Raw genomic sequence first — 18,367 nt, forward strand, 5'->3', positions numbered from 1 at the left:
AAGGGCCGGCTCGCACGATGGTCGCGCCCGCCACGGTGGCGAGGCATCACGACCTGGAGACCGACATGGACCACCACCGCACACCGCAGCGACGCACCCGACCGCGATCCGGGTGGGACGGCCTCACCGTCGAGGAGAAGCAGCAGCGGCTCGCCGCGCTCCGTCACCGGCAGCAGCACCAGATCGAGCTCGAGCTGCGGATGCTCCACGTCGGGCGCTGAGCCTCACACCAGGACCCGGATCTCCTCGCCGAGCCGGGCGCCCTGCAGCAGGTGCAGGTCGTCGCCGGACCAGAACATCCCGGGGTCGTAGTAGTTCGTGGGCATCCGGTCGTCGAGCAGCCCCATCGCGGCGTACGTCGCAGCGACCACCTCGGCGCAGTACGTCACCTCCGCCCCGGCCCGCCGTCGGACCCGCCCGCGGGCCCAGCGGCCGACGAGTGCGGCCGTCGGCGGGAACGGCGTCCCGTCCAGCCGGGCCACCGTCTGCAGCACGGCGCCCTCCATGGCGGGAGTGACCTCGCCCTCCAGCTGGCGCAGCCAGGCGCGCTGCTCGTAGCGGCCCGTCCACTGGTCGACCGCCTCGCGCAGGTCGTGCAGCTGGACCCCGCGGTGGTGCTTGCCGGTCCACACGTCCAGCAGCCCCTTGCCGAGCTCGGCGTGCCACATCAGCGGTGGCATGTCGTCGAGGACGATCGCCATGCCGACGTGGTTGACGGGCGCGTTGGTCAGGACGCGGATAGCGTGGTCGGCAGCCGATCGGCCGCGGAAGAGCCACAGGTCGCCGGTGCGGGTGAGGTCGACGGCCTCGTCCAGGGTCAGGTCGGTCAAGGAGGGAGTCCGTTCCGTGAAGCTGTGGAGAGTGCTCGGGGTCGCTGGCCTGGCCGGCGTCGCGGCCACCGGAGCCATCATCGCGCGTGACCAGCGCCGCCGGGCGCACCTGACACCCGACGAGGTGCGCGAGCGCCTGCACGAGCGCCTCGAGGAGATCTCGCAGCCGTCCGACGACGACCCGGCACGCTAGGCGCCTCCGCGGCCCGCGTCAGCACTTGTGGCCGCGTCCGCCCTCGTGGGTCAGTGCTTGTGGTCGGGCCCGTGCTCGTCGTGCTTGTCCGGCTTCGGAGGCTTGTCCTTCTTCTCGTGCTCGGGCGGCGGGGGAGGGGTGTGGGTCGGCGGCGGGGTCTGCGTCGGCTCGGACGAGGGCGACGGGGTCTTGGTGCCCGAGGGCGTGGTGTCCGCACCGGGGAGAGCCTGCAGCAGCGTCTCGGCGGCGGACAGGATCTCGTCGGCGCGCGTCTGGTCCAGGTCGCCGCTCTGCCGGGCGTCGTGGACGGTGTGCTCGAGCCGGTCGACCGCGGTGCGGGTCGCGGCGTCGTCGTGGGCGGCCACCGCCTCGTCGACCGCGTCCAGCCGCTGGGTCAGCCCGGGCACCTGTGCGGCGGGCGACGCGTCGTCACCGCCGCAGCCCGCGGCGAGAAGCAGGGGCACGAGGAGGCCGGCCAGCGCCACTCGGGAGCGGGTCCGCCGGGTCACTGCTGTGCTCCGTCCACCGCGTCGTGCAGGTCCTGCAGCGGCTGCCGGAGCTGGGCCGGTGTGTTCGCCGGCACCCCGCCCGAGCCGCCCGAGGCCCCGGAACCCGAGCCCCCGGAACCTGACCCGCTGGATCCGGATCCGCCTGCGGCGAGGCCGACGACCACCACCAGCAGGAGCAGGGCCACGACGGCACCGATCACGCCCCACAGGTGCTGGGGGACCCGTGACGCGGCCGCCCGACCCTCCGCGTCCCAGTTGCGACGCGTCGCGCGCCGGGACGTGACAGGCGCAGCCACGGGCGTGGTCGCCGGCGCCTGGGCGACCGGCTGCGAGAGCACCATCGTCGAGCCCGCGTCCTCCGAGGGTGCCGCCACCTGCGCCGCCACGGGTGCCTCCGCAGTGGCGGTCCCGCCGGCCAGCCGCTCCAGCTCGCGGGCGACCTCGCGGGCACCGGGTCGCTGCTCGGGGGCGAGGGCCGTCATGGCGGTGAGTACTCGGCGCCAGTCCGCGGGCAGCCAGTCCGGTACGCCGGGCTGACGCTGCAGGCGTGCCAGGGCCGACTCGGTGGGGGAGCCGGGGAAGGCGCGCTCGCCGGTCAGCGCCTCGAGCAGGACCAGGCCGAGCGAGTAGACGTCGACGGCCGTGGTGATCTCCCCGCCCTGCACCTGCTCGGGCGCGAGGTAGGCCGCCGTGCCGATCGCGTGGCCGGTCCGGGTGTGGCGGACCGTGTCACCGATGAGCCGGGCGATGCCGAAGTCGGCGAGCTTGACCCGGTCACCCGCGCCCAGCAGGACGTTGCCGGGCTTCACGTCGCGGTGGACGACCCCCTCGCCGTGGGCGTAGGCCAGCGCGTCTGCCAGCTGGGCGCCGATCGCGGCGACCCGGGAGGCATCGAGGCGCCGCCCCGAGCAGCACTGCGCGAGGGTCTGGCCGTCGACCAGCTCCATCACCAGGTAGGGCCGCTCGGCGTTGGTGCCCGCGTCGAGCACCATCACCAGGCCGGGGTGGCTGAGCCGGGCCAGGGTCCGGGCCTCGGCGGTGAAGCGCAGCCGGTCGGACTCGTCGTCGGTGGTGTCGCGCAGCATCTTCACGGCCACGGCGCGGTGCAGCACACGGTCGGTCGCGCGGTGCACGTCGGCCATGCCGCCGCGGCCCAGGACCTCCTCGAGGTCGTACCTCTCCGCCAGCACCGTCTCGCCCGTCACGTCCACTCCTGTTCACGTACCCCGTTCCTGCCAATGCCCGTTCAAGCCGTGCCCGTTCAAGCCAGTGCCCTGCACATCAGGACAGGACCCCGGTGCACCATGCCCAGAAGTGCCTGTCTTCATGCCCTGTGTCAGCACGGTGTCCGCACGGTGCCTCGACGGCGATGCCGGTCCGGACCTGCGCGGGATCGCAATCCGCACGGTTGAAGTCTCTCCAGATGGGCACCTTCCAGTCATGTCGATCCTCGCCCACGCGCGCCAAGCAGGTCTTCACTCGGTCTCCCGGACCGTCGGGCTCGGCACCGCACGACCGTGGTTGCCGGCGGGCGAGACACTGCGGGCGCGGCTCTTCCGCCGCGGGCTGGAGCCCGGGACCGGCGTTGCCTGGATCGACGAGTCCGGCACGGTCGACGCGCAGGTCCGGCTGACCTACGCCGTCTCGCTCACCGGCCAGGCCACCTCGGTGGCGACCCTCGCCCTGCGCTTCGAGAACCCCGACGGCTCGGTCGGCGACCTGTTGCTGCGTGCCCCGTCGCGCGACCGCAGGGCCGCGCCCGCCGTGCGGCGCGGTGGCCGGGACACGCTGCTGACCACCCCCACGCCGTACGTCGTCGCCGGTGTGGCCGGCGGGATGCTCTCCTTGGGCGCCCGCCAGTGCGGCACGGAGACGTTCGAGCTCTCCTGCGTCGCGGGCGACGGGGAGTGGCGCGGCTTCGCCGACCTGCGCATCTCGCCGCGGCCCCACGGCGGCCTGCCGCTGCGGGTCGACCCCGGGGCCCACGCGCTGCCGGGCCTCGAGAGCAGCATCCCCGCGCCTCGCGCCGGCTGATGCGATCCGGCTGACCCGGCGGCCTCGTGCGGCTACCGTTGCGGTTGCCACCGCCTCTGTCGACCTGAGCCGAGGCTGCCGTGAGGGGAACTGACCGTGGAGGGTGCCACCCCCGAGAAGCCCTGGTTCGCCGGGCCGTTCCGCCCGGAGCGGTCCCTGCGATTCTGGCTGATCGCCGCCGCCCTGCTCGCCCTGCTCGCAGTCGGCACCGGAGCGCTGGCCACGGTCACGACCCGGGGCCACGTCGCCGACACGACCAGCGAGCTCAACGACCACCTGCGTCCGGCGCAGAGCGCGGCCCAGCGGCTGCTCACGGCGTACGTCGACGAGGAGACCGGTCAGCGCGGCTTCGTGCTGACCGGTGAGGAGAGCTTCCTCCAGCCGTACCACGAAGGGGTCAAGCGTGCGGCCGTCATCGAGGACCAGCTCGCGGTCATGCTCCGGGAGAAGCCGCAGGCGCTCGCCATCCTCGACCAGATCGACGCCGCGGCGAAGGTCTGGTTGCGCCACGCAGCCCGGGACATCATCAAGGTGCGCGCCCACGGCACCGCCGCGGTCGACGACGTGGCCCGGCAGCGCCTCGACAAGAGGCTCTTCGATTCCCTGCGCGACCGCCTCGACGCCCTCAACCTCGAGGTCGAGAGCATGGTGGGCACCCAGCTCGACCGACTCAGCTCCGCACAGCACGACGTCGAGGTCGCCATGGTGGTGGCGATGGTCCTGGCCGGCCTGGCTCTCGTCATGACCGTCGCGCTGCTGCACTTCGCGCTGACCCGCCCCCTGGGTCGCCTGGTGGACCAGCTGACCGCCGTCTCGCGAGGCGACTACGACCGCCGCATCCACGCCTCGGGCCCCGAGGAGGTGCGACGCATCGCCGCGGCTGCCGAGACCATGCGGGTGAGCATCGTGGACCGTTCGGCCGAGCTCGTCTCGGCGCAGCACGAGCTGAGCGTGCAGAGCGAACGCCAGCGCGTCGCATCGGACCTGCACGACACGACCATCCAGCGGCTCTTCGGACTCGGCCTGAAGCTCAGCGCCCTGGCGTCGCAGCGGACCGAGCTCGCGGGCACCCTCAACGCGCTGATCGACGAGGCCGACGAGATCATCCGGGAGCTGCGGCAGATGATCTTCGAGATGGACCGCGTCGCCGCGCCCGCCGACGAGGGGCCGGAATCCAGCCGGAGCCAGGCATAGCGCAGGCGTAGCGCAGACCTAGCGCAGACATCGCGACTTTGGACCCTGCTTCGACCTCGTCCACACTGGAGACGACCGGAGCCTCCACTCGGACCTGCCCCCGGAATCCCCATGTCCCACTCCCGCCTCCGCTTTCGAGCCCTGCCGAGGCCTGACGCCTATCTCCGCCTGCGCGCCGGCCTCGCTGCGACGGCCCTCGCCGGCTTCGCGGCGCTCTCCGGTGGAGCACCCCAGACCGGCGCGCCCTCGGCCCGCCCCGTCGCGGCGACGAGCGACCGGCTCTGGGTCTCCTCGCCGACGGATCCCGGGGTCCGCCTGACCCGGCTCGACCCGGTGGCGGGCCCGGGCCCGGCCACCGCGGAGATCGACGTGGACCCGGCCGCTGTGCGCCAGCGCTGGTGGGGGACCGGTGCCGCCCTCACCGACGCCTCCGAGCAGCTGCTCCGCAACAACTCGGACGCCGTCAAGCGCCTGTACGCGCCCGGCCGCGCCGACGGGGCGCAGCTGAACATGCTGCGCCTGCCCCTCACCGCCACCGACTTCAGCCCGCAGCCGTGGGCCTGGGGGTGGGACGGATCCACCGCCAGCCCGCCGATCCAGCAGCTCCGCGCGGTGCGGATGGTCACCGGCACCATCGGCCGGATCGTCCCGGACCTGCGGGTGGTCGGGACGCCGTGGACCGCTCCGGCGTCGATGAAGGACTCCGGCACGCTGCGCGGAGGAGGGCTGGCGGCGGCCGCCGTCCCCGGCTACGGGCAGATGCTCCTCGCGCAGGCCGACTGGCTGACCCGGCACGGCGTGCCGCTGTTCGCGATGACGCTCGGCAACGAGCCGGGATACTCCAGCGACTACCCGTCCATGACGATGACCGACGACCAGATGGCCGCGCTCGGCAACGCGGTCGGACCGCGCCTGGGCGCGAGCGGCGTGCGCCTGTGGGCGCTCGACCACAACTGGTCGGACCGGTCGCGCCTGGACACCGTGCTCGGAGCGGCCCCCGACGCCTTCGACGGTGCGGCCTTCCACTGCTACGGCGGCAGCCCCGACCAGATGGCCGGGCTGCCGGTCCCGGGCCTGGTCAGCGAGTGCACGGGCACCACCGACGGCTGGTCGAGCACCTTCGGCTGGGACGCGCGCAACCTGGTGGCGAGCCCGGTGGCGGGCGGGTCGTCGGGGCTGATGATGTGGAACCTCGCCCTCGACGAGTCGCACGGACCCGTCGACTCCGGGTCACGCTGGGGCTGCAAGGACTGTCGGGGCCTGCTGACCGTCAGCGCGAACGGCGTGCGCGCCGAGCCCGAGTTCTACGTCCTGGCCCACCTGTCCCGGGCCGCCGCGCCCGGCGCCCGGGTGATCGGCTCCAGCGCCACCTCCGGGCTCACCGCCGCGGCATTCCTCGATCCCGACGGGAGCATCGGGGTCTTCGGCCACAACGCCACAGGAAGCACGCAGACCGTGCGCATCGCGATCAAGGGCCGGACGGACCTCTCCTACACGGTCGCGCCGGGGGAGCTGTTCACGTTCCGGAGCCACGCCGCCTGAGCGCGAGGACCAGGACGACCGCCGAGATCACGACGCCCAGGAGGCCGGCGAGCAGCAGCCCGATCGCGATGTCGTCCAGCACCGGGACCGTGGCCCCGGCCGAGACGTCGGCCGCGACCGGGGTGGTGCCCTCGCCGTTCATCACGACCAGGGTCCAGTTGCCCGCCTGCGCCTTCCAGGTCAGCGTCTGCTGGCCGGGACCGCGCGCCGAGGCCACCCAGAACGACTCGTCCTGCGGGGCCTGCCTGGGTGCGGTGCCGTCGGTGTAGTCCGAGGGCGGTGTCCGGTCGCTGCCGAAGGGGTCCGAGACGGTCGAGTGCGCGACGCCGGCCAGGTAGGCCTCGACGTCACTGGTCCGGGCGATGCCGATGAAGACGCCGTTGGAGGTCCGCGCGTCGGCCTCGACCTTCACGGTGCCGAGCCACCGCTCGGGCAGGTCGACCACCGGCGTGCCGCTGCGCAGCTGGACGTCGCCACTGGTGGCGGCGTAGCCGGGAGAGGTGAACTCCACCGCCGAGCTCATCAGGTAGCCCTGGCTGTCGCGCAGGCCGTCGTCGGCCAGCCGCAGCACGCCTCCGCCGAGGAGCAGGCCGAGCGATCCGAACGCCAGCACGGCGCCGACGATGACCGCGATGATCCGTCCCGCACCCCAGTGGGACGCGGGCGGCCCACCCGCTGCCGGGGGTGCCGGGGCGGAGGGCGGAGCGGCCGGCGGAACCGCGGGCGGCGGGGTCGCGGGTGGCGGAGTCGCGGGTGGCGGAGTCGCGGGTGGTGGCGCGTTCGAGGTGCCGAGGGTCAGGACGCCGGTCCCCGGGTCGGTCCCGCCCAGGTCGAGCCGGAACGGCGGGTAGTCGTCCGTCATCAGGCCGGCGTACGCCGCCACCCGCAGCACCCAGCGGTTCAGGCCCAGCACCAGGTCGAAGATGCCGCGCGGGTAGCGGCCGGTGAACAGCAGCACGACCGCCGCGACGAACACCAGCAGCCCGATCAGCCCGCTGCTCCAGGCCCGGGCGGAGTTGTCGGCCCCGCCGGTGGCGACGTACCAGCCGGTGCCGAGGAAGATCCCGAGCACGAGGTAGTGCGGGATCGCCAGCAGCCACCACTTCACCAGCGCCAGGCCCCGGGACAGCTGCTCCGGGTACTCGATCTCGAGGTGGGCCGGGTAGTCCGGCCGGTCCTCGAGGGTGAACGGCGGGTAGCGGTCGGTGCCGAGGCCGCCGTACGCGTAGTAGGCGACCCGCCAGCTCCAGCGGAGCACGCCCACGTTGAAGTCGAAGATGGCGCGTGGGTAGCGACCCGTGACCAGGATCGCCACCCACGCCACCACGCTGAGAACCATGAACGCCGCCCACAGGAACACCAGGACCAGGTAGTGCGGGAGCGCCAGCAACCACTTGACCAGCCACAGCCAGCGGCTGAGGTCGCTGTCGAGCGACGCGTCCACCCGGACCGGGTACCCGTGCGAGTTCATGGCCCCTCCCCTCAGCGCGTCTGGGTGAGGGCGCTAGCCCTCGGGCCGCTGCACCGGGATCGGCGTCGGCTCGGCGGAGGCGGTCGTGGTGGGGAAGCTGACCTCGAGGATGCCGTCGCGGTAGGTCGCGGTCACGGCCGACGGGTCGGTGCCCCGGGGGAGCCGCACGCTGCGGGCGAAGGCGCCGTAGTGGAACTCGCTGTGCTGGGTGTCGTGCTCCTCCTCGCGACGCTCACCCTTGATGGTGAGCTGGTCGTCGTGGACGCTGAGCTCGATGTCCTTGTTGGGGTCGACCCCGGGCAGCTCGGCGCGGATGACGCCACGGCCGCCCTCGGTGAAGTTCTCGACCCGGATGAAGTGGCCGCCCTCCCGGAGGACAGGCCCGCGCCGGACTCGAGCCAGTCCAGCATGTCGGCCAGCCGGCTCGACGCGCGTACAGCAACGGTGGACATGGTCGGTGACTCCTTCGTGTTGACCCCCGTCGTGACCGGTCTCCTAGCAGCGTCATCCCCGCCTGCCGGACGACCGCAGAGGACAAGGTCCCGGTGCCGGTGGGCCGTTGTGCCGGTCGGCAAGACTGGCTCCGTGCCCACCCAGCCCCGCCTCGTGGCGACCCGCGTCCCCGACCGTCCCGAGGCGGCGGTCCTCGTCCTGCACGGGGGAGCGCAGCGGCCCGGGCGGCCCGAGGTGAGCCCGGCCCAGCTGTCGGTGGTCCGGATGGTCCCGATCGCCCACCGCATCGCGCGCGGGGGGCGGCTCGCGGTCTACCGCCTGCTGAACTCCTTCCGTGGCTGGGAGGACCATCACACGCCGGTCGACGACGTGGCCTGGGCGATGCGGAGGCTCCGCGAGCTGCACGGCGACCTGCCGACCTCCCTGGTCGGGCACTCCCTGGGCGGCCGCGCCGCGCTGCTCGGAGGCGTGGAGCACGGCGTGCGCACCGTGGTGGCGCTCAACCCCTGGGTCCACCGGACCGATGACGCGGACCTGACGGGCCGCCGGGTCCTCGTGGTGCACGGCACCGAGGACCGGGTCGCCGACCCGCGCCGGTCGGCCGCGGTGGCGCGCAGCCTCGCGCGGACCGCGGACGTCGGCTACGTCTCCGTCCCCGGTGCCCGGCACGCGATGCTGCGCCACGGCTCGGTCTTCGAGCGGGCAGCCGCGGGCTTCACCCGGGCCACGCTGCTGGACGCCCCGCACCCCGGACCGGCCTCGGATCCGGTGTCCCCGTGTGCTGGCGGGCGAGCAGTGGGTGACCGCCGGATGACGAAGTCCCCCAGGGGGCAGACGGAACACGACCTCGCGACGTAGGGTCATGCGCACAGTCAGGGAGCTCTTCGGGAGGCGGCCTGTGCGCCGGGTGTTCTTGGTCCTCGCGGGCGCGGTCGTCATGGCCGTGCTCCCGCTCTCCGCGGCCAGCGCGGACTCCACCGTCGTCGTCCGGGGGATCGGCTTCGCCGCGGGCAGCTCGACCAGCCTCGCGATCATGGGCTGCGACGCGATGTACGACAGCCCCGGCGCGGCGGTGGCGACGTACCTGTCGCCGAGCCCGGGCGGCCCGGCCGGCACCCGCGCGCTGAAGTACGACCTCGACGGCGGCACGGCCGTCGGCTCCCAGCACCGCGTGGCGTCGATGACCGGCACCACCGTCGCCGGGCCTCGGTGCTCGCCCCCGACGGCACCAGCGGCGTCGCGTACGCCGCGATCCAGTCGCCGGAGGACGCCGGCACGACGCTCGCCTGGATCGGTCGGGCGTCGTTCGACGTCGACGCCGGCGCCTGGCAGCAGGTCAACGCCCCCGACCTGACCTACACCTGGGCCAGGTACGACTTCGCCACCCAGCGGCCGGTCGGCGAGGACGGCGGCAGCGCGGCGGTGCCGGCCTTCGTGGCCCGGCACGGCGGTGACGGCCCCGGGTTCTACGCGGTCGGCTTCGGCTGTGACGGCCATGCCTTCAAGGTCGACGCACTGCGCACCGGCAGCCCCGGTGACGTGACGACCTACGACCTCGAGGGCTACACCACCGCGACCGGCATCAGCGGGTCGGCGGTGCGGGTCACGGCCGGTGAGCCCGTGACCCTGCACGGCACCCTCTCCAGCGACATGATCGGTCCGCTGGCGCAGGGGATGCTCGTGCTCGAGGCCCAGCAGTTCGGCCAGTCCGGCTTCAGCCCGGTCGCCGGGGCCGCCCTGGACGTCTCCGACGGCCAGGTCACCACGACGCTGACCCCCACGACGCACACGGTCTACCGCTGGCGGTTCGGTGGCTCGGCCTCCGCCGACGGCAGCGTGTCGCCGTTGTTCGCCGTCGACGTCGCGGCCCGGGTCACCGCGGCACCCGACCCCTCGGCAGCCGCGGACGCACCCGCCATCGTCGGAGAGACCGCCCCGTCGCACGGTGGACTGCGCGCCACCCTGTGGCGGCTCGGCCCGAAGGGACCCGTGGCGGTCGGCTCGGACCTCACCGCCGCCGACGGCAGCTACCGGATCCCCGCGCCTGCGGACCAGCCGGGGCGGTGGCGCTACTTCGTCAGCGTCCCCGCGGGCGACGGCACACTGGCGGGCCAGTCGCCGACGCAGGTCTTCGCACCGAAGCAGCAGTAGCCCACGCGGCGGGCGCCGCTTGGTCCGGTGAGCGAGAGTGAGGCCATGCGCGCCCATGTCCTCACCTCGGCCCTGACCGCGACCGCCGCGGCGGTCGGCAGCCTCGGCACCAAGCCCGACAGCCCGTGGTACCGCTCGCTGGACAAGCCCGCCTGGCAGCCGCCCGGGGTGGCGTTCCCCCTGGTGTGGACCCCGCTCTACGGGCTGATCGCCTGGGGCACCGGCCGGCTCGTGGAGTCGGCGGACCCCGAGGACCGGGCCCGGGTGGTGGCGCTGACGACCGCCGACCTGGCCGTCAACGCCGGTGGTGCTGGGCGTTCTTCGACCGTGAGTCGCCGCGCGCGGGCCTGGCCGCGATCGCCCTGCTCAACGGGCTCAACCTGGCGCTGCTGCGGGAGGCCTCCCGGCGGGACCGGACCGCGGCGGCCGCGCTGGCGCCGTACGTCGCGTGGACCGGCTTCGCCACCGCGTTGAACGCCTCGATCTGGCGTCGCAACCGGTGACCGACCCGGGTGCCCGGCTCGACCGCGAGCGCGCACGCACCGGTGAGCGCCTCGCCCGGCTGCGCCGCGACTTCCTGGGCGTGGTCGACGCCTCCCGCGACTCCAACGCCGACGACGAGCACGACCCGAGGGGGCGACCATCGCCTTCGAACGGTCCCAGGTCGACGCGCTGATCCGGCAGGCCGAGGCGCACCTGGCCGAGATCGACGCGGCCCGCGAGCGGCTGGCGGCCGGCAGGTACGGCGTCTGCGAGTCGTGTGGAGGACGCATCGCGGAGGAGCGGCTCGAGGCGCGGCCGTCGGCGCGGACCTGCGTGCGCTGCGCCTGATCACCGCCGTCGCGTGCCGACGTCGACCGTGCGGAACATCGCCGCCACGGGTGCTGTTGGGGCCAGAGGAACCAGCCGCCGAACACCCCCGCAGACCCACGAGGAGCGACCCGCCGTGAGCCAGCTGTTCACCCCCATCACCCTGCGTGAGGTGACCGTCCGCAACCGCGTCTGGGTCTCGCCGATGTGCCAGTACTCCGCCGTCGACGGGCTGCCCGACGACTGGCACCTGGTGCACCTCGGGTCCTTCGCCCGCGGGGGCGCCGGGCTGGTCTTCACCGAGGCCACCGCTGTGGTGCCGGAGGGACGGATCTCCCCGGCCGACACGGGGATCTGGAACGACGAGCAGCAGCAGGCCTGGGCGCGGATCGTGTCGTTCGTCCACGCGCAGGGCGCCACGGCCGGCATCCAGCTCGCGCACGCCGGCCGCAAGGCATCGTCGCAGGCGCCGTGGCTCGGTCGCGGTGCGGTCGCCGACCGGGACGGCGGCTGGGAGCCGGTCGGCCCGTCGCCGGTCGCGTTCCCCGGGCTGCGCGACCCGCGCGCGCTCGACGAGGCCGGGATCGGGCGGGTCGTGACCGCGTTCGGGGACGCCGCCGAGCGTGCGGTCGCCGCCGGCTTCGACGTGCTCGAGATCCACGCCGCACACGGCTACCTGCTCCACGAGTTCCTCTCCCCGCTGTCCAACCAGCGCGAGGACCGGTACGGCGGCTCCTTCGACAACCGGGTCCGGCTGCTGATGGAGGTCGTGTCCGAGGTGCGCGGACGCGTCGCGTCGGGCGTGCCCGTCGTGGTGCGCGTCTCCGCGACCGACTGGGTCGAGGGCGGCTGGACCCCCGACGAGACGGTCCGCCTCGCACCCCTGCTGGCCGAGGCGGGCGTCGACCTCGTCGACGTCTCCAGCGGGGGCAACGCGCTCGCTGACATCCCGGTCGAGCCGGGCTACCAGGTCCCCTTCGCCCGGCGGATCCGCAGCGAGACCGGGCTGGCCACTGGCGCGGTCGGGATGATCACCGAGCCCAAGCAGGCCGAGGAGATCGTCGCCGACGGCTCGGCGGACGTCGTCCTGCTCGCCCGCGCGCTCCTGCGCGACCCCCACTGGGCGCTGCGCGCCGCGCACGACCTGGGGGTCGAGGTCGGCCAGGGCGTCGACTGGCCCGCGCAGTACCTGCGCGCCGCCCTCTGAGGCGACCCGTCAGGAGTCCTGCCCCACCTGCTGCCCCACCTGCTGCCCAGGGCCCTGCTCGTCCGGGCCCTGCTCGTCACGCAGCGCGGTGGCCGCCTCGTCGATGATGGCGCGCATCGCCCGTTCCGCGGCCGCGCTGTCGCCGAGGCGGACCGCCCGGGCGACCTCGTCGTGCAGGGCGATCGCCTCGGGGTTGGGGCGAGCGGGCATCATCCCGTGGTGGGTGCGGCCGCTGAGCACCTCCTCCACGACGCCGTCGAGGGCCCGCAGCATCTCGTTGCCGCTCGCCTCGAGCAGGGTGCGGTGGAAGATCATGTCGGCGAGCAGGTAGGAGTCGAGGTCCCCGTCGCGGCCGTGCACGACCATGTCCGAGACCGCCGCCGCGAGGATCCGGCACTGGTGGCCGTTGGCCCGCTGGGCGGCCAGGGAGGCCGCCACCGGCTCGATGCCGCGGCGCAGCTCGGAGAGCGAGAGCAGCTGCTCGGTGCGGTCTCCCTCGTCGAGACGCCACCGGATGACCCGGGGGTCGAAGACGTTCCACCGGTGCCGGGGCTGGATCGTGATCCCGACCCGGCGGCGCGAGGCCACCAGCCCCATCGACTCCAGCACCCGGATCGCCTCGCGGGCCACGCTGCGCGACACGGCGTACTCGTGGCAGATGCCGTCGAGCGTCAGCACCTGCCCGACGTCGAGCCGCCCGGACGCGATCCGGCCGCCGAGGGCGCTCAGGACGCTGGCGTGCTGGCCGGCGGGCGGGGTCGTCATCACCCATTCATCATGTCACCCCGACTCGAAATGCGGAATGAACGGGTAAATATGCTCTTGGGTCTTGCAAAAGTATGACGAATGAGGTCACCATGTGACCGCAACCACAGCAGAGCCACAGTCACCAGCCGCCGGTGCAAGGGAGTACGCCGCATGACCCACCCACCGCTCGTCGTCGTCATGGGCGTGTCCGGATCGGGCAAGTCCACGGTCGGTGCCGCGCTCGCGCAGCGCCTCGGCGTTCCGTTCGTCGACGCCGACGACCTGCACCCGGCCGCCAACATCGCGAAGATGTCGCGCGGCGAGGCCCTCGACGACCACGACCGCCACCCGTGGCTCGAGACCATCGGGGGCTGGCTCGAGGCCCACCCCGGCGGCGGCGTCGTGAGCTGCTCGGCGCTGAAGCGCGCCTACCGCGACCAGCTGCGCCACCACGTGCACCGGCTGGAGTTCCTGCACCTCCAGGGCGGCCGCGACGTGATCGCCCGCCGCCAGGCCAGCCCCCCGGCCACTTCATGCCCGCCTCGCTGCTCACCTCGCAGTTCGCCACCCTCGAGCCCCTCCAGCCCGACGAGGACGGCGTCGTCATCGACGTCGACCAGAGCGTCGACCAGATCGTCCAGCAGTACGTCGACCGGCACCCTGCCGGCGTCGCTCCCACCCTCGACAAGGAGTCGTGAGATGTCCGCCCTGACCGCACTCTTGCCGCTGGCCGCGGCGCCGCTCGTGGAGCCCGTGGCTCCCGGCTGGCAGCTCATCCTGGCCACCCTGCTCGGCATCGGCCTGATCGTCGTGCTGATCACCGTCTTCAAGGTCCACCCGTTCCTGTCCCTGACCCTGGGGGCGCTCACGGTGGGTGCCGTGGCCGGTCAGAACATCCTCAAGGACGCCGACGGCCTGGGGGTCCTGCCGTCGTTCCTCACGGGCTTCGGTGCCACCGCCGCGGGCGTCGGCACCCTGATCGCGCTCGGCGCGATGTTCGCCAAGCTGCTCGCCGACTCCGGCGGGGCCGACCAGATCGTCGATACCATCGTCAGGAGGGCGACCCCGCGGACGCTTCCGTGGGCGATGGCCCTGGTCGGCGCGATCATCGGCCTGCCGATGTTCTTCGAGATCGGCCTGGTCATGCTGATGCCGGTCATCTACCTGGTGTCGCGGCGCGCCCAGGTCTCCCTGATCACCGTCGGCATCCCGGCGCTCGCGGGTCTCTCGGCGATGCACGGCTTCGTGCCGCCGCACCCCGGCCCGGTCACCGCCATCGGCTACCTCGGCGCCAACCTCGGCCTGACCCTGGCGCTGGGCCTCCTCGTGGCCGTCCCGACGATCGTCGTCTCCGGTCCGCTGTTCGGCCGGCTCGCCGGCCGCTGGGTCGACATCCCGGCCCCGGCCACCTACGACCACGACGCGCCCGAGTACGTCGGCCGTCGCGAGGGCCCTGGTGCCACCACCGCCGTCCGCGCCCCGTCCTTCGGCCTGACGATGTTCAGCGTCCTGCTGCCGGTCGGCCTGATGCTCGGCAAGGCGCTCGTCGACGTGCTCGTCGACGACACCACCGCCGCCACGCGCCAGGTCTTCGACTTCGTCGGCGAGCCGATCCTCGCGCTGCTCATCACGGTCATCGTCGCGATGTTCACGCTCGGCCGCGCCTCGGGCATGGACAAGAACCGCATCTCGACCACGCTGACCGAGTCGCTGCCGGCCATCGCCGGCATCATCCTGATCGTTTCCGCCGGCGGCGGCTTCAAGCAGGTCCTCGTCGACACCGGTGTCGGCACCCTGCTCGGTGACTGGGCCCGCGGCGCCAACATCTCGGTGCTGCTCCTGGCCTGGGTCCTGGCGGTGCTGATCCGCCTGGCGACCGGCTCGGCGACCATCGCGACGATCACTGCGTCGACGCTGATGATCCCGCTGGTCACGGGCATGTCGTCGACCGACACCTCCCTGGTCGTCCTCGCGGTCGGCGCGGGCTCGGTGTTCTTCTCCCACGTCAACGACGCCGGCTTCTGGCTGGTCAAGGAGTACTTCGGGATGAGCGTCGGCCAGACCTTCAAGACCTGGTCGCTGATGGAGACCGTGCTCTCGGTGAGCGGGCTGTTCTTCGTCCTGGTGCTGGGCGCGGTCGTCTGATCGGTCCTGTCTGACTCGTCGACCCGCCCGACCCCTCGTCGGGCGGGTCGACCTGCGTCCGGGGACGTCAATGCGGTCGCGGCAAGGGACCCGGCGCTGTCATCCTGTGCCGGTGCTGACCCAAGGGCGGCTGCGGGTCCCCGCGGTGCTGCGCGACGAGCCGCAGTACCGCCTGCTCTTCGGCAGCCAGGTGCTCTCGATCCTCGGCGACCGGGTGACCTCCGTGGCACTGCCGTTCGCGGTCCTCGCCACCGGCGGCGGGGTCGCCGACGTGGCGCTGGTCTCCGCGGCACAGTTCCTCCCGTTCGTGCTGCTGGCGCTGCCCGCCGGGGTCTGGGCCGACAGGCTCGATCGCAAGCGGATCCTGATCACCTCCGACCTGGTGCGGATGGCCAGCCAGCTGGTGGCCGCCGTCCTGTTGCTCGCCGGCACGGCCTCGGTCACGTCGCTGGCGGTGCTGGCGGCGGTGTTCGGCGCGGCCGACGCGTTCTTCGCGCCGGCGTTCACCGGGCTGCTCCCGTCCACGGTGAGCCCGGTCAACCTGCAGCCGGCGAACGCCCTGCGCGGCCTGTCGTTCTCGGTCGCCAACGTGGTGGGTCCGGTCGTCGCCGGCGTCCTGATCGCCTACGCCGGCGGACCGGGCGGCGCGCTGCTCTTCGACGCCGCGACGTTCGTCGTCTCGGTGGCGCTGCTGCTGCCGATGCGCCCGCGGGTGGTCCAGCGGGCGATGCACGAGGAGGACCTGGCCGCCACCACCGACCACTTCTGGACCAGCCTGCGTGAGGGCTGGGGCGAGGTGCGCGGCCGCCGGTGGGTGGTCGCGTTCCTGACCGGGATGAGCGTCTACCACGCGGTGGTGCTGCCCTCGATCTTCGTGATCGGCCCGGTGCTGATGGAGCGCGAGCTCGACGGCGCGCGGTCCTGGGCGGCGATCACGGCGTGCTTCGGGATCGGCTGCGTGCTGGGCGACCTGCTGTTCCTGCGCTGGCGGCCGCGGTTCGCGCTGCGGGTGGCCAGCCTGATGCTCGTCGGCGCCTCCTGCCAGGCGGCCTTCATCGGCAGCGGGCTCGGCACCTGGGGCATCGGCGCGCTCGAGCTCCTCGCGGGCGTGTGCGTGACGGGCGCCTTCACCCTGTGGGAGACCTCCCTGGGCGAGCACGTCCCCGAGCGGTCGCTCTCCCGGGTGTCGAGCTACGACTACCTCTCCACGGCCGGGGTGATCCCGCTGGGCAACCTGCTGGCCGGCCTGGCCAGTGCTGCCTTCGGGCTGCACGCCACGCTGCTCGGCATGACCGTGCTCGGGGTCGGGGTGTCGGTGCTGGTGGCGTCGGCGCGCTCGGTGCGGATGCTGCCGCGCGGGACACAGACGGCTCAGGCGCTCTGAGCGAGCACCTCGTCCATCGGCAGCGGCACGAGCAGGTCGTCGGTGGCGAGGTGCACGACGTCGGTCTCGACCTCGGCGGCCCGGCACGCGGCGTACAGGGTGCGCGCCCAGGCCAGGTCGCCGGGGCCGGGGCCGCCCGGCCGGGCCGGGAGCGCAGGAAGACGACGCGCTCGCCGCGCCGCATCTCGCCGTGCAGGGAGGTCAGCAGCCGCACCAGGCCCGCCTCCTCGTGCTCGGTCGGCGGATCGACGCAGTCCTCGACCTCGGAGAGCTGGGGCAGCGGCGTGCCGTCGGCGCGCAGGAACATCATCCAGAGGCTGTGCGCCGAGAAGCCGAGCGGCTCCATGAGCTCTCGCCAGACCTGCTCGAGGTCGGCCTGGCTGCGGATGACGGGTGCGTAGGGCTGGTCCATGCGTCCAGCCAACCCGGGTCCACGGCTGCGCGCGACCCGCTGTCCACAGCCCCGTGCGGGGCTCGTGCTCAGACCACCGAGCGGTAGAGCTCCACGGTCCGCTCGGCGATCGCTCCCCAGCTGAAGGCGTCGATCGCCCGCTGCCGCCCGGCCTTGCCCATCGCCGCCGCGCGCTCCGGGTCGGCCACGACCTCGTTGAGTGCCGCGGCGAAGTCGGCGACGTAGCGGTCCGGGTCCAGCGGGGTGCCGGTGCCGTCGGTCGCCTGCTCGATGGGCACCAGCCCCCCGGTCTCCCCGTCGACCACGACCTCCGGGATGCCGCCGGTGGCGGTGGCCACCACCGCGGTCTCGCAGGCCATGGCCTCCAGGTTGACGATGCCCAGTGGCTCGTAGATCGAGGGGCAGGCGAACGCCGTAGCGGACGTCAGCAGCGCGATCACGTCGCGGCGGGGCAGCATCTCGGCGATCCACACGATGCCGTCACGATGGCGGCGGAGGTCGTCGACGAGGGCGACCACCTCGGCCTGGATCTCGGGGGTGTCCGGGGCTCCGGCGCACAGCACGATCTGCACCTCCGGCGGCAGCTGGGCGACCGCGCGCAGGAAGAGCGGGAGCCCCTTCTGGCGGGTGATCCGACCGACGAACACCACCGACGGCCGGTCCGGGTCGACGCCGAGCTCACGGACCCGGTCGGGGGCGGCCGTCGGCCGCCAGTCGTCGGTGTCGATGCCGTTGTGGACCACGTGGACGCGGGCCGGGTCGATCGAGGGGTACGACGCGAGCACGTCGTCGCGCATCGCCGCGGACACCGCGATCACCGCCGCGGCGGCCTCGTAGGACGTCTTCTCCACCCACGACGAGACGGCGTAGCCGCCACCGAGCTGCTCGGCCTTCCAGGGACGCAGCGGCTCGAGCGAGTGCGCGCTGACGACGTGCGGCACGCCGTACAGCAGCGAGGACAGGTGGCCGGCGAAGTTGGCGTACCAGGTGTGCGAGTGCACGAGGTCGGTGCCGGCGCACCCGTCGGCGATGGACAGGTCGACGCCGAGGGTCCTGAGCGCGCCGTTCGCACTCGCGAGCTCGGCGTGGTCGGGGTACGACGCCGTCAGCGCCTCGTCGCGCGGAGCACCGAAGGCGTGCACCCTGGTCTCGAGGTCAGGTCGCTGCCGCAGCGCCCGGACGAGCTCGGCCACGTGCACCCCCGCCCCGCCGTAGATCTCCGGTGGGTACTCCTTGCTGAGGACGTCTACGCGCATGTCGAGAAACTACCCCTGCCGGGGACACC

21 protein-coding genes and 2 pseudogenes are annotated in these 18,367 nt (G+C 73.4%); 16 read left to right on the forward strand and 7 right to left on the reverse strand.

Annotated features, from left to right (window positions below; all coding sequences use genetic code 11):
- Positions 1-17: 17 nt before the first annotated feature.
- Positions 18-221: a hypothetical protein gene (locus H0S67_RS04550; RefSeq protein ID WP_180935616.1), complete on the forward strand. Its 204-nt coding sequence runs from the start codon at positions 18-20 to the stop codon at positions 219-221.
- Between the two features lie 3 nt (positions 222-224).
- Here H0S67_RS04550 and H0S67_RS04555 read toward each other — a convergent pair whose 3' ends face one another.
- Positions 225-830, reverse strand: coding sequence for a hypothetical protein (locus H0S67_RS04555; protein WP_180935617.1), 606 nt, complete (start codon positions 828-830; stop codon positions 225-227).
- Positions 831-846: 16 nt separating this feature from the next.
- Between H0S67_RS04555 and H0S67_RS04560 the strand changes: the two genes are divergently transcribed.
- Complete coding sequence (locus H0S67_RS04560; RefSeq protein ID WP_180935618.1) at positions 847-1,023, forward strand: hypothetical protein; 177 nt, start codon at positions 847-849, stop codon at positions 1,021-1,023.
- 50 nt (positions 1,024-1,073) lie between these two features.
- Here the strand turns inward: H0S67_RS04560 and H0S67_RS04565 are convergent, their stop codons facing one another.
- Complete coding sequence (locus H0S67_RS04565; RefSeq protein WP_180935619.1) at positions 1,074-1,532, reverse strand: hypothetical protein; 459 nt, start codon at positions 1,530-1,532, stop codon at positions 1,074-1,076.
- Positions 1,529-2,737: a serine/threonine-protein kinase gene (locus H0S67_RS04570; protein ID WP_180935620.1), complete on the reverse strand. Its 1,209-nt coding sequence runs from the start codon at positions 2,735-2,737 to the stop codon at positions 1,529-1,531. The genes H0S67_RS04565 and H0S67_RS04570 overlap by 4 nt, the downstream gene beginning before the upstream one ends.
- Positions 2,738-2,972: 235 nt before the next feature.
- Between H0S67_RS04570 and H0S67_RS04575 the strand changes: the two genes are divergently transcribed.
- The 3 genes from H0S67_RS04575 (at position 2,973) to H0S67_RS04585 (ending at position 6,302) form a co-directional block, all read left to right on the forward strand.
- Positions 2,973-3,566, forward strand: coding sequence for a hypothetical protein (locus tag H0S67_RS04575; RefSeq protein WP_180935621.1), 594 nt, complete (start codon positions 2,973-2,975; stop codon positions 3,564-3,566).
- A 96-nt stretch (positions 3,567-3,662) separates the two neighbouring features.
- Positions 3,663-4,760: a CHASE3 domain-containing protein gene (locus H0S67_RS04580; protein ID WP_180935622.1), complete on the forward strand. Its 1,098-nt coding sequence runs from the start codon at positions 3,663-3,665 to the stop codon at positions 4,758-4,760.
- A 111-nt stretch (positions 4,761-4,871) separates the two neighbouring features.
- The gene (locus H0S67_RS04585; RefSeq protein ID WP_180935623.1) at positions 4,872-6,302 is read left to right on the forward strand and encodes a glycoside hydrolase family 30 protein; all 1,431 of its coding nucleotides are present in this window, start codon (positions 4,872-4,874) and stop codon (positions 6,300-6,302) included.
- Here H0S67_RS04585 and H0S67_RS04590 read toward each other — a convergent pair.
- Positions 6,277-7,773 (reverse strand): DUF4389 domain-containing protein, encoded by a 1,497-nt coding sequence (locus tag H0S67_RS04590; RefSeq protein WP_180935624.1) that lies wholly within the window; start codon positions 7,771-7,773, stop codon positions 6,277-6,279. The two genes, H0S67_RS04585 and H0S67_RS04590, sit on opposite strands and share 26 nt — an antisense overlap.
- A gap of 33 nt (positions 7,774-7,806) precedes the next feature.
- Positions 7,807-8,175: an Hsp20 family protein gene (locus tag H0S67_RS04595; protein WP_180936756.1), complete on the reverse strand. Its 369-nt coding sequence runs from the start codon at positions 8,173-8,175 to the stop codon at positions 7,807-7,809.
- A 183-nt stretch (positions 8,176-8,358) separates the two neighbouring features.
- On the opposite strand from H0S67_RS04595, the gene H0S67_RS04600 reads away from it, so the two are divergent.
- From H0S67_RS04600 to H0S67_RS04620, 7 genes and pseudogenes are all read left to right on the forward strand, one after another.
- Positions 8,359-9,084: an alpha/beta hydrolase gene (locus H0S67_RS04600; protein ID WP_180935625.1), complete on the forward strand. Its 726-nt coding sequence runs from the start codon at positions 8,359-8,361 to the stop codon at positions 9,082-9,084.
- 351 nt (positions 9,085-9,435) lie between these two features.
- Positions 9,436-10,377 (forward strand): hypothetical protein, encoded by a 942-nt coding sequence (locus tag H0S67_RS04605; protein WP_180935626.1) that lies wholly within the window; start codon positions 9,436-9,438, stop codon positions 10,375-10,377.
- Between the two features lie 45 nt (positions 10,378-10,422).
- Positions 10,423-10,668, forward strand: a pseudogene (locus tag H0S67_RS27795) (TspO/MBR family protein); the annotation flags it as partial.
- Complete coding sequence (locus tag H0S67_RS27800) at positions 10,563-10,880, forward strand: tryptophan-rich sensory protein (protein WP_425489918.1); 318 nt, start codon at positions 10,563-10,565, stop codon at positions 10,878-10,880. The pseudogene H0S67_RS27795 and the gene H0S67_RS27800, both read left to right, overlap by 106 nt.
- Positions 10,877-11,053 (forward strand): hypothetical protein, encoded by a 177-nt coding sequence (locus tag H0S67_RS24465; protein ID WP_246355121.1) that lies wholly within the window; start codon positions 10,877-10,879, stop codon positions 11,051-11,053. Before H0S67_RS27800 ends, H0S67_RS24465 begins: the two co-directional genes overlap by 4 nt.
- A gap of 95 nt (positions 11,054-11,148) precedes the next feature.
- Positions 11,149-11,208, forward strand: a complete 60-nt coding sequence (locus H0S67_RS24470) for a hypothetical protein (protein ID WP_246355327.1) — start codon at positions 11,149-11,151, stop codon at positions 11,206-11,208.
- 115 nt (positions 11,209-11,323) lie between these two features.
- Positions 11,324-12,394, forward strand: coding sequence for an NADH:flavin oxidoreductase/NADH oxidase (locus H0S67_RS04620; protein ID WP_180935627.1), 1,071 nt, complete (start codon positions 11,324-11,326; stop codon positions 12,392-12,394).
- A 9-nt stretch (positions 12,395-12,403) separates the two neighbouring features.
- On the opposite strand, the gene H0S67_RS04625 is transcribed toward H0S67_RS04620, so the two are convergent.
- Positions 12,404-13,159 carry a FadR/GntR family transcriptional regulator gene (locus H0S67_RS04625; RefSeq protein WP_180935628.1) on the reverse strand — a complete coding sequence of 252 codons (756 nt, stop codon included), beginning with the start codon at positions 13,157-13,159 and terminating at the stop codon, positions 12,404-12,406.
- A 180-nt stretch (positions 13,160-13,339) separates the two neighbouring features.
- Between H0S67_RS04625 and H0S67_RS27225 the strand changes: the two are divergent.
- From H0S67_RS27225 to H0S67_RS04645, 4 genes and pseudogenes are all read left to right on the forward strand, one after another.
- A pseudogene (locus H0S67_RS27225) lies at positions 13,340-13,597 on the forward strand (gluconokinase); the annotation flags it as partial.
- A 243-nt stretch (positions 13,598-13,840) separates the two neighbouring features.
- On the forward strand, positions 13,841-15,286 hold the full coding sequence (locus H0S67_RS04635) for a GntP family permease (protein WP_180935629.1): 1,446 nt from the start codon (positions 13,841-13,843) through the stop codon (positions 15,284-15,286).
- 112 nt (positions 15,287-15,398) lie between these two features.
- Positions 15,399-16,670 (forward strand): MFS transporter, encoded by a 1,272-nt coding sequence (locus tag H0S67_RS04640; RefSeq protein ID WP_219635472.1) that lies wholly within the window; start codon positions 15,399-15,401, stop codon positions 16,668-16,670.
- A 50-nt stretch (positions 16,671-16,720) separates the two neighbouring features.
- A complete protein-coding gene (locus H0S67_RS04645; protein WP_180935631.1) occupies positions 16,721-17,071 on the forward strand; it encodes a hypothetical protein in 351 nt (116 codons plus the stop codon).
- A gap of 79 nt (positions 17,072-17,150) precedes the next feature.
- On the opposite strand, the gene glgA is transcribed toward H0S67_RS04645, so the two are convergent.
- Complete coding sequence (gene glgA / locus H0S67_RS04650; protein ID WP_180935632.1) at positions 17,151-18,338, reverse strand: glycogen synthase; 1,188 nt, start codon at positions 18,336-18,338, stop codon at positions 17,151-17,153.
- Positions 18,339-18,367: the final 29 nt, after the last annotated feature.

This window comes from Nocardioides ungokensis, assembly GCF_013466985.1.
GTDB lineage: Bacteria > Actinomycetota > Actinomycetes > Propionibacteriales > Nocardioidaceae > Nocardioides > Nocardioides ungokensis.

Bases quoted from the DNA above. Each gene is read 5' to 3' on its own strand.
- H0S67_RS04590 (WP_180935624.1), bottom strand. From the start codon at position 7,773: ATGAACTCGCACGGGTACCCGGTCCGGGTGGACGCGTCGCTCGACAGC.
- H0S67_RS04575 (WP_180935621.1), top strand. From the start codon at position 2,973: ATGTCGATCCTCGCCCACGCGCGCCAAGCAGGTCTTCACTCGGTCTCC.
- H0S67_RS04585 (WP_180935623.1), top strand. From the start codon at position 4,872: ATGTCCCACTCCCGCCTCCGCTTTCGAGCCCTGCCGAGGCCTGACGCC.
- glgA (WP_180935632.1), bottom strand. From the start codon at position 18,338: ATGCGCGTAGACGTCCTCAGCAAGGAGTACCCACCGGAGATCTACGGC.
- H0S67_RS04625 (WP_180935628.1), bottom strand. From the start codon at position 13,159: ATGACGACCCCGCCCGCCGGCCAGCACGCCAGCGTCCTGAGCGCCCTC.
- H0S67_RS04635 (WP_180935629.1), top strand. From the start codon at position 13,841: ATGTCCGCCCTGACCGCACTCTTGCCGCTGGCCGCGGCGCCGCTCGTG.
- H0S67_RS04550 (WP_180935616.1), top strand. From the start codon at position 18: ATGGTCGCGCCCGCCACGGTGGCGAGGCATCACGACCTGGAGACCGAC.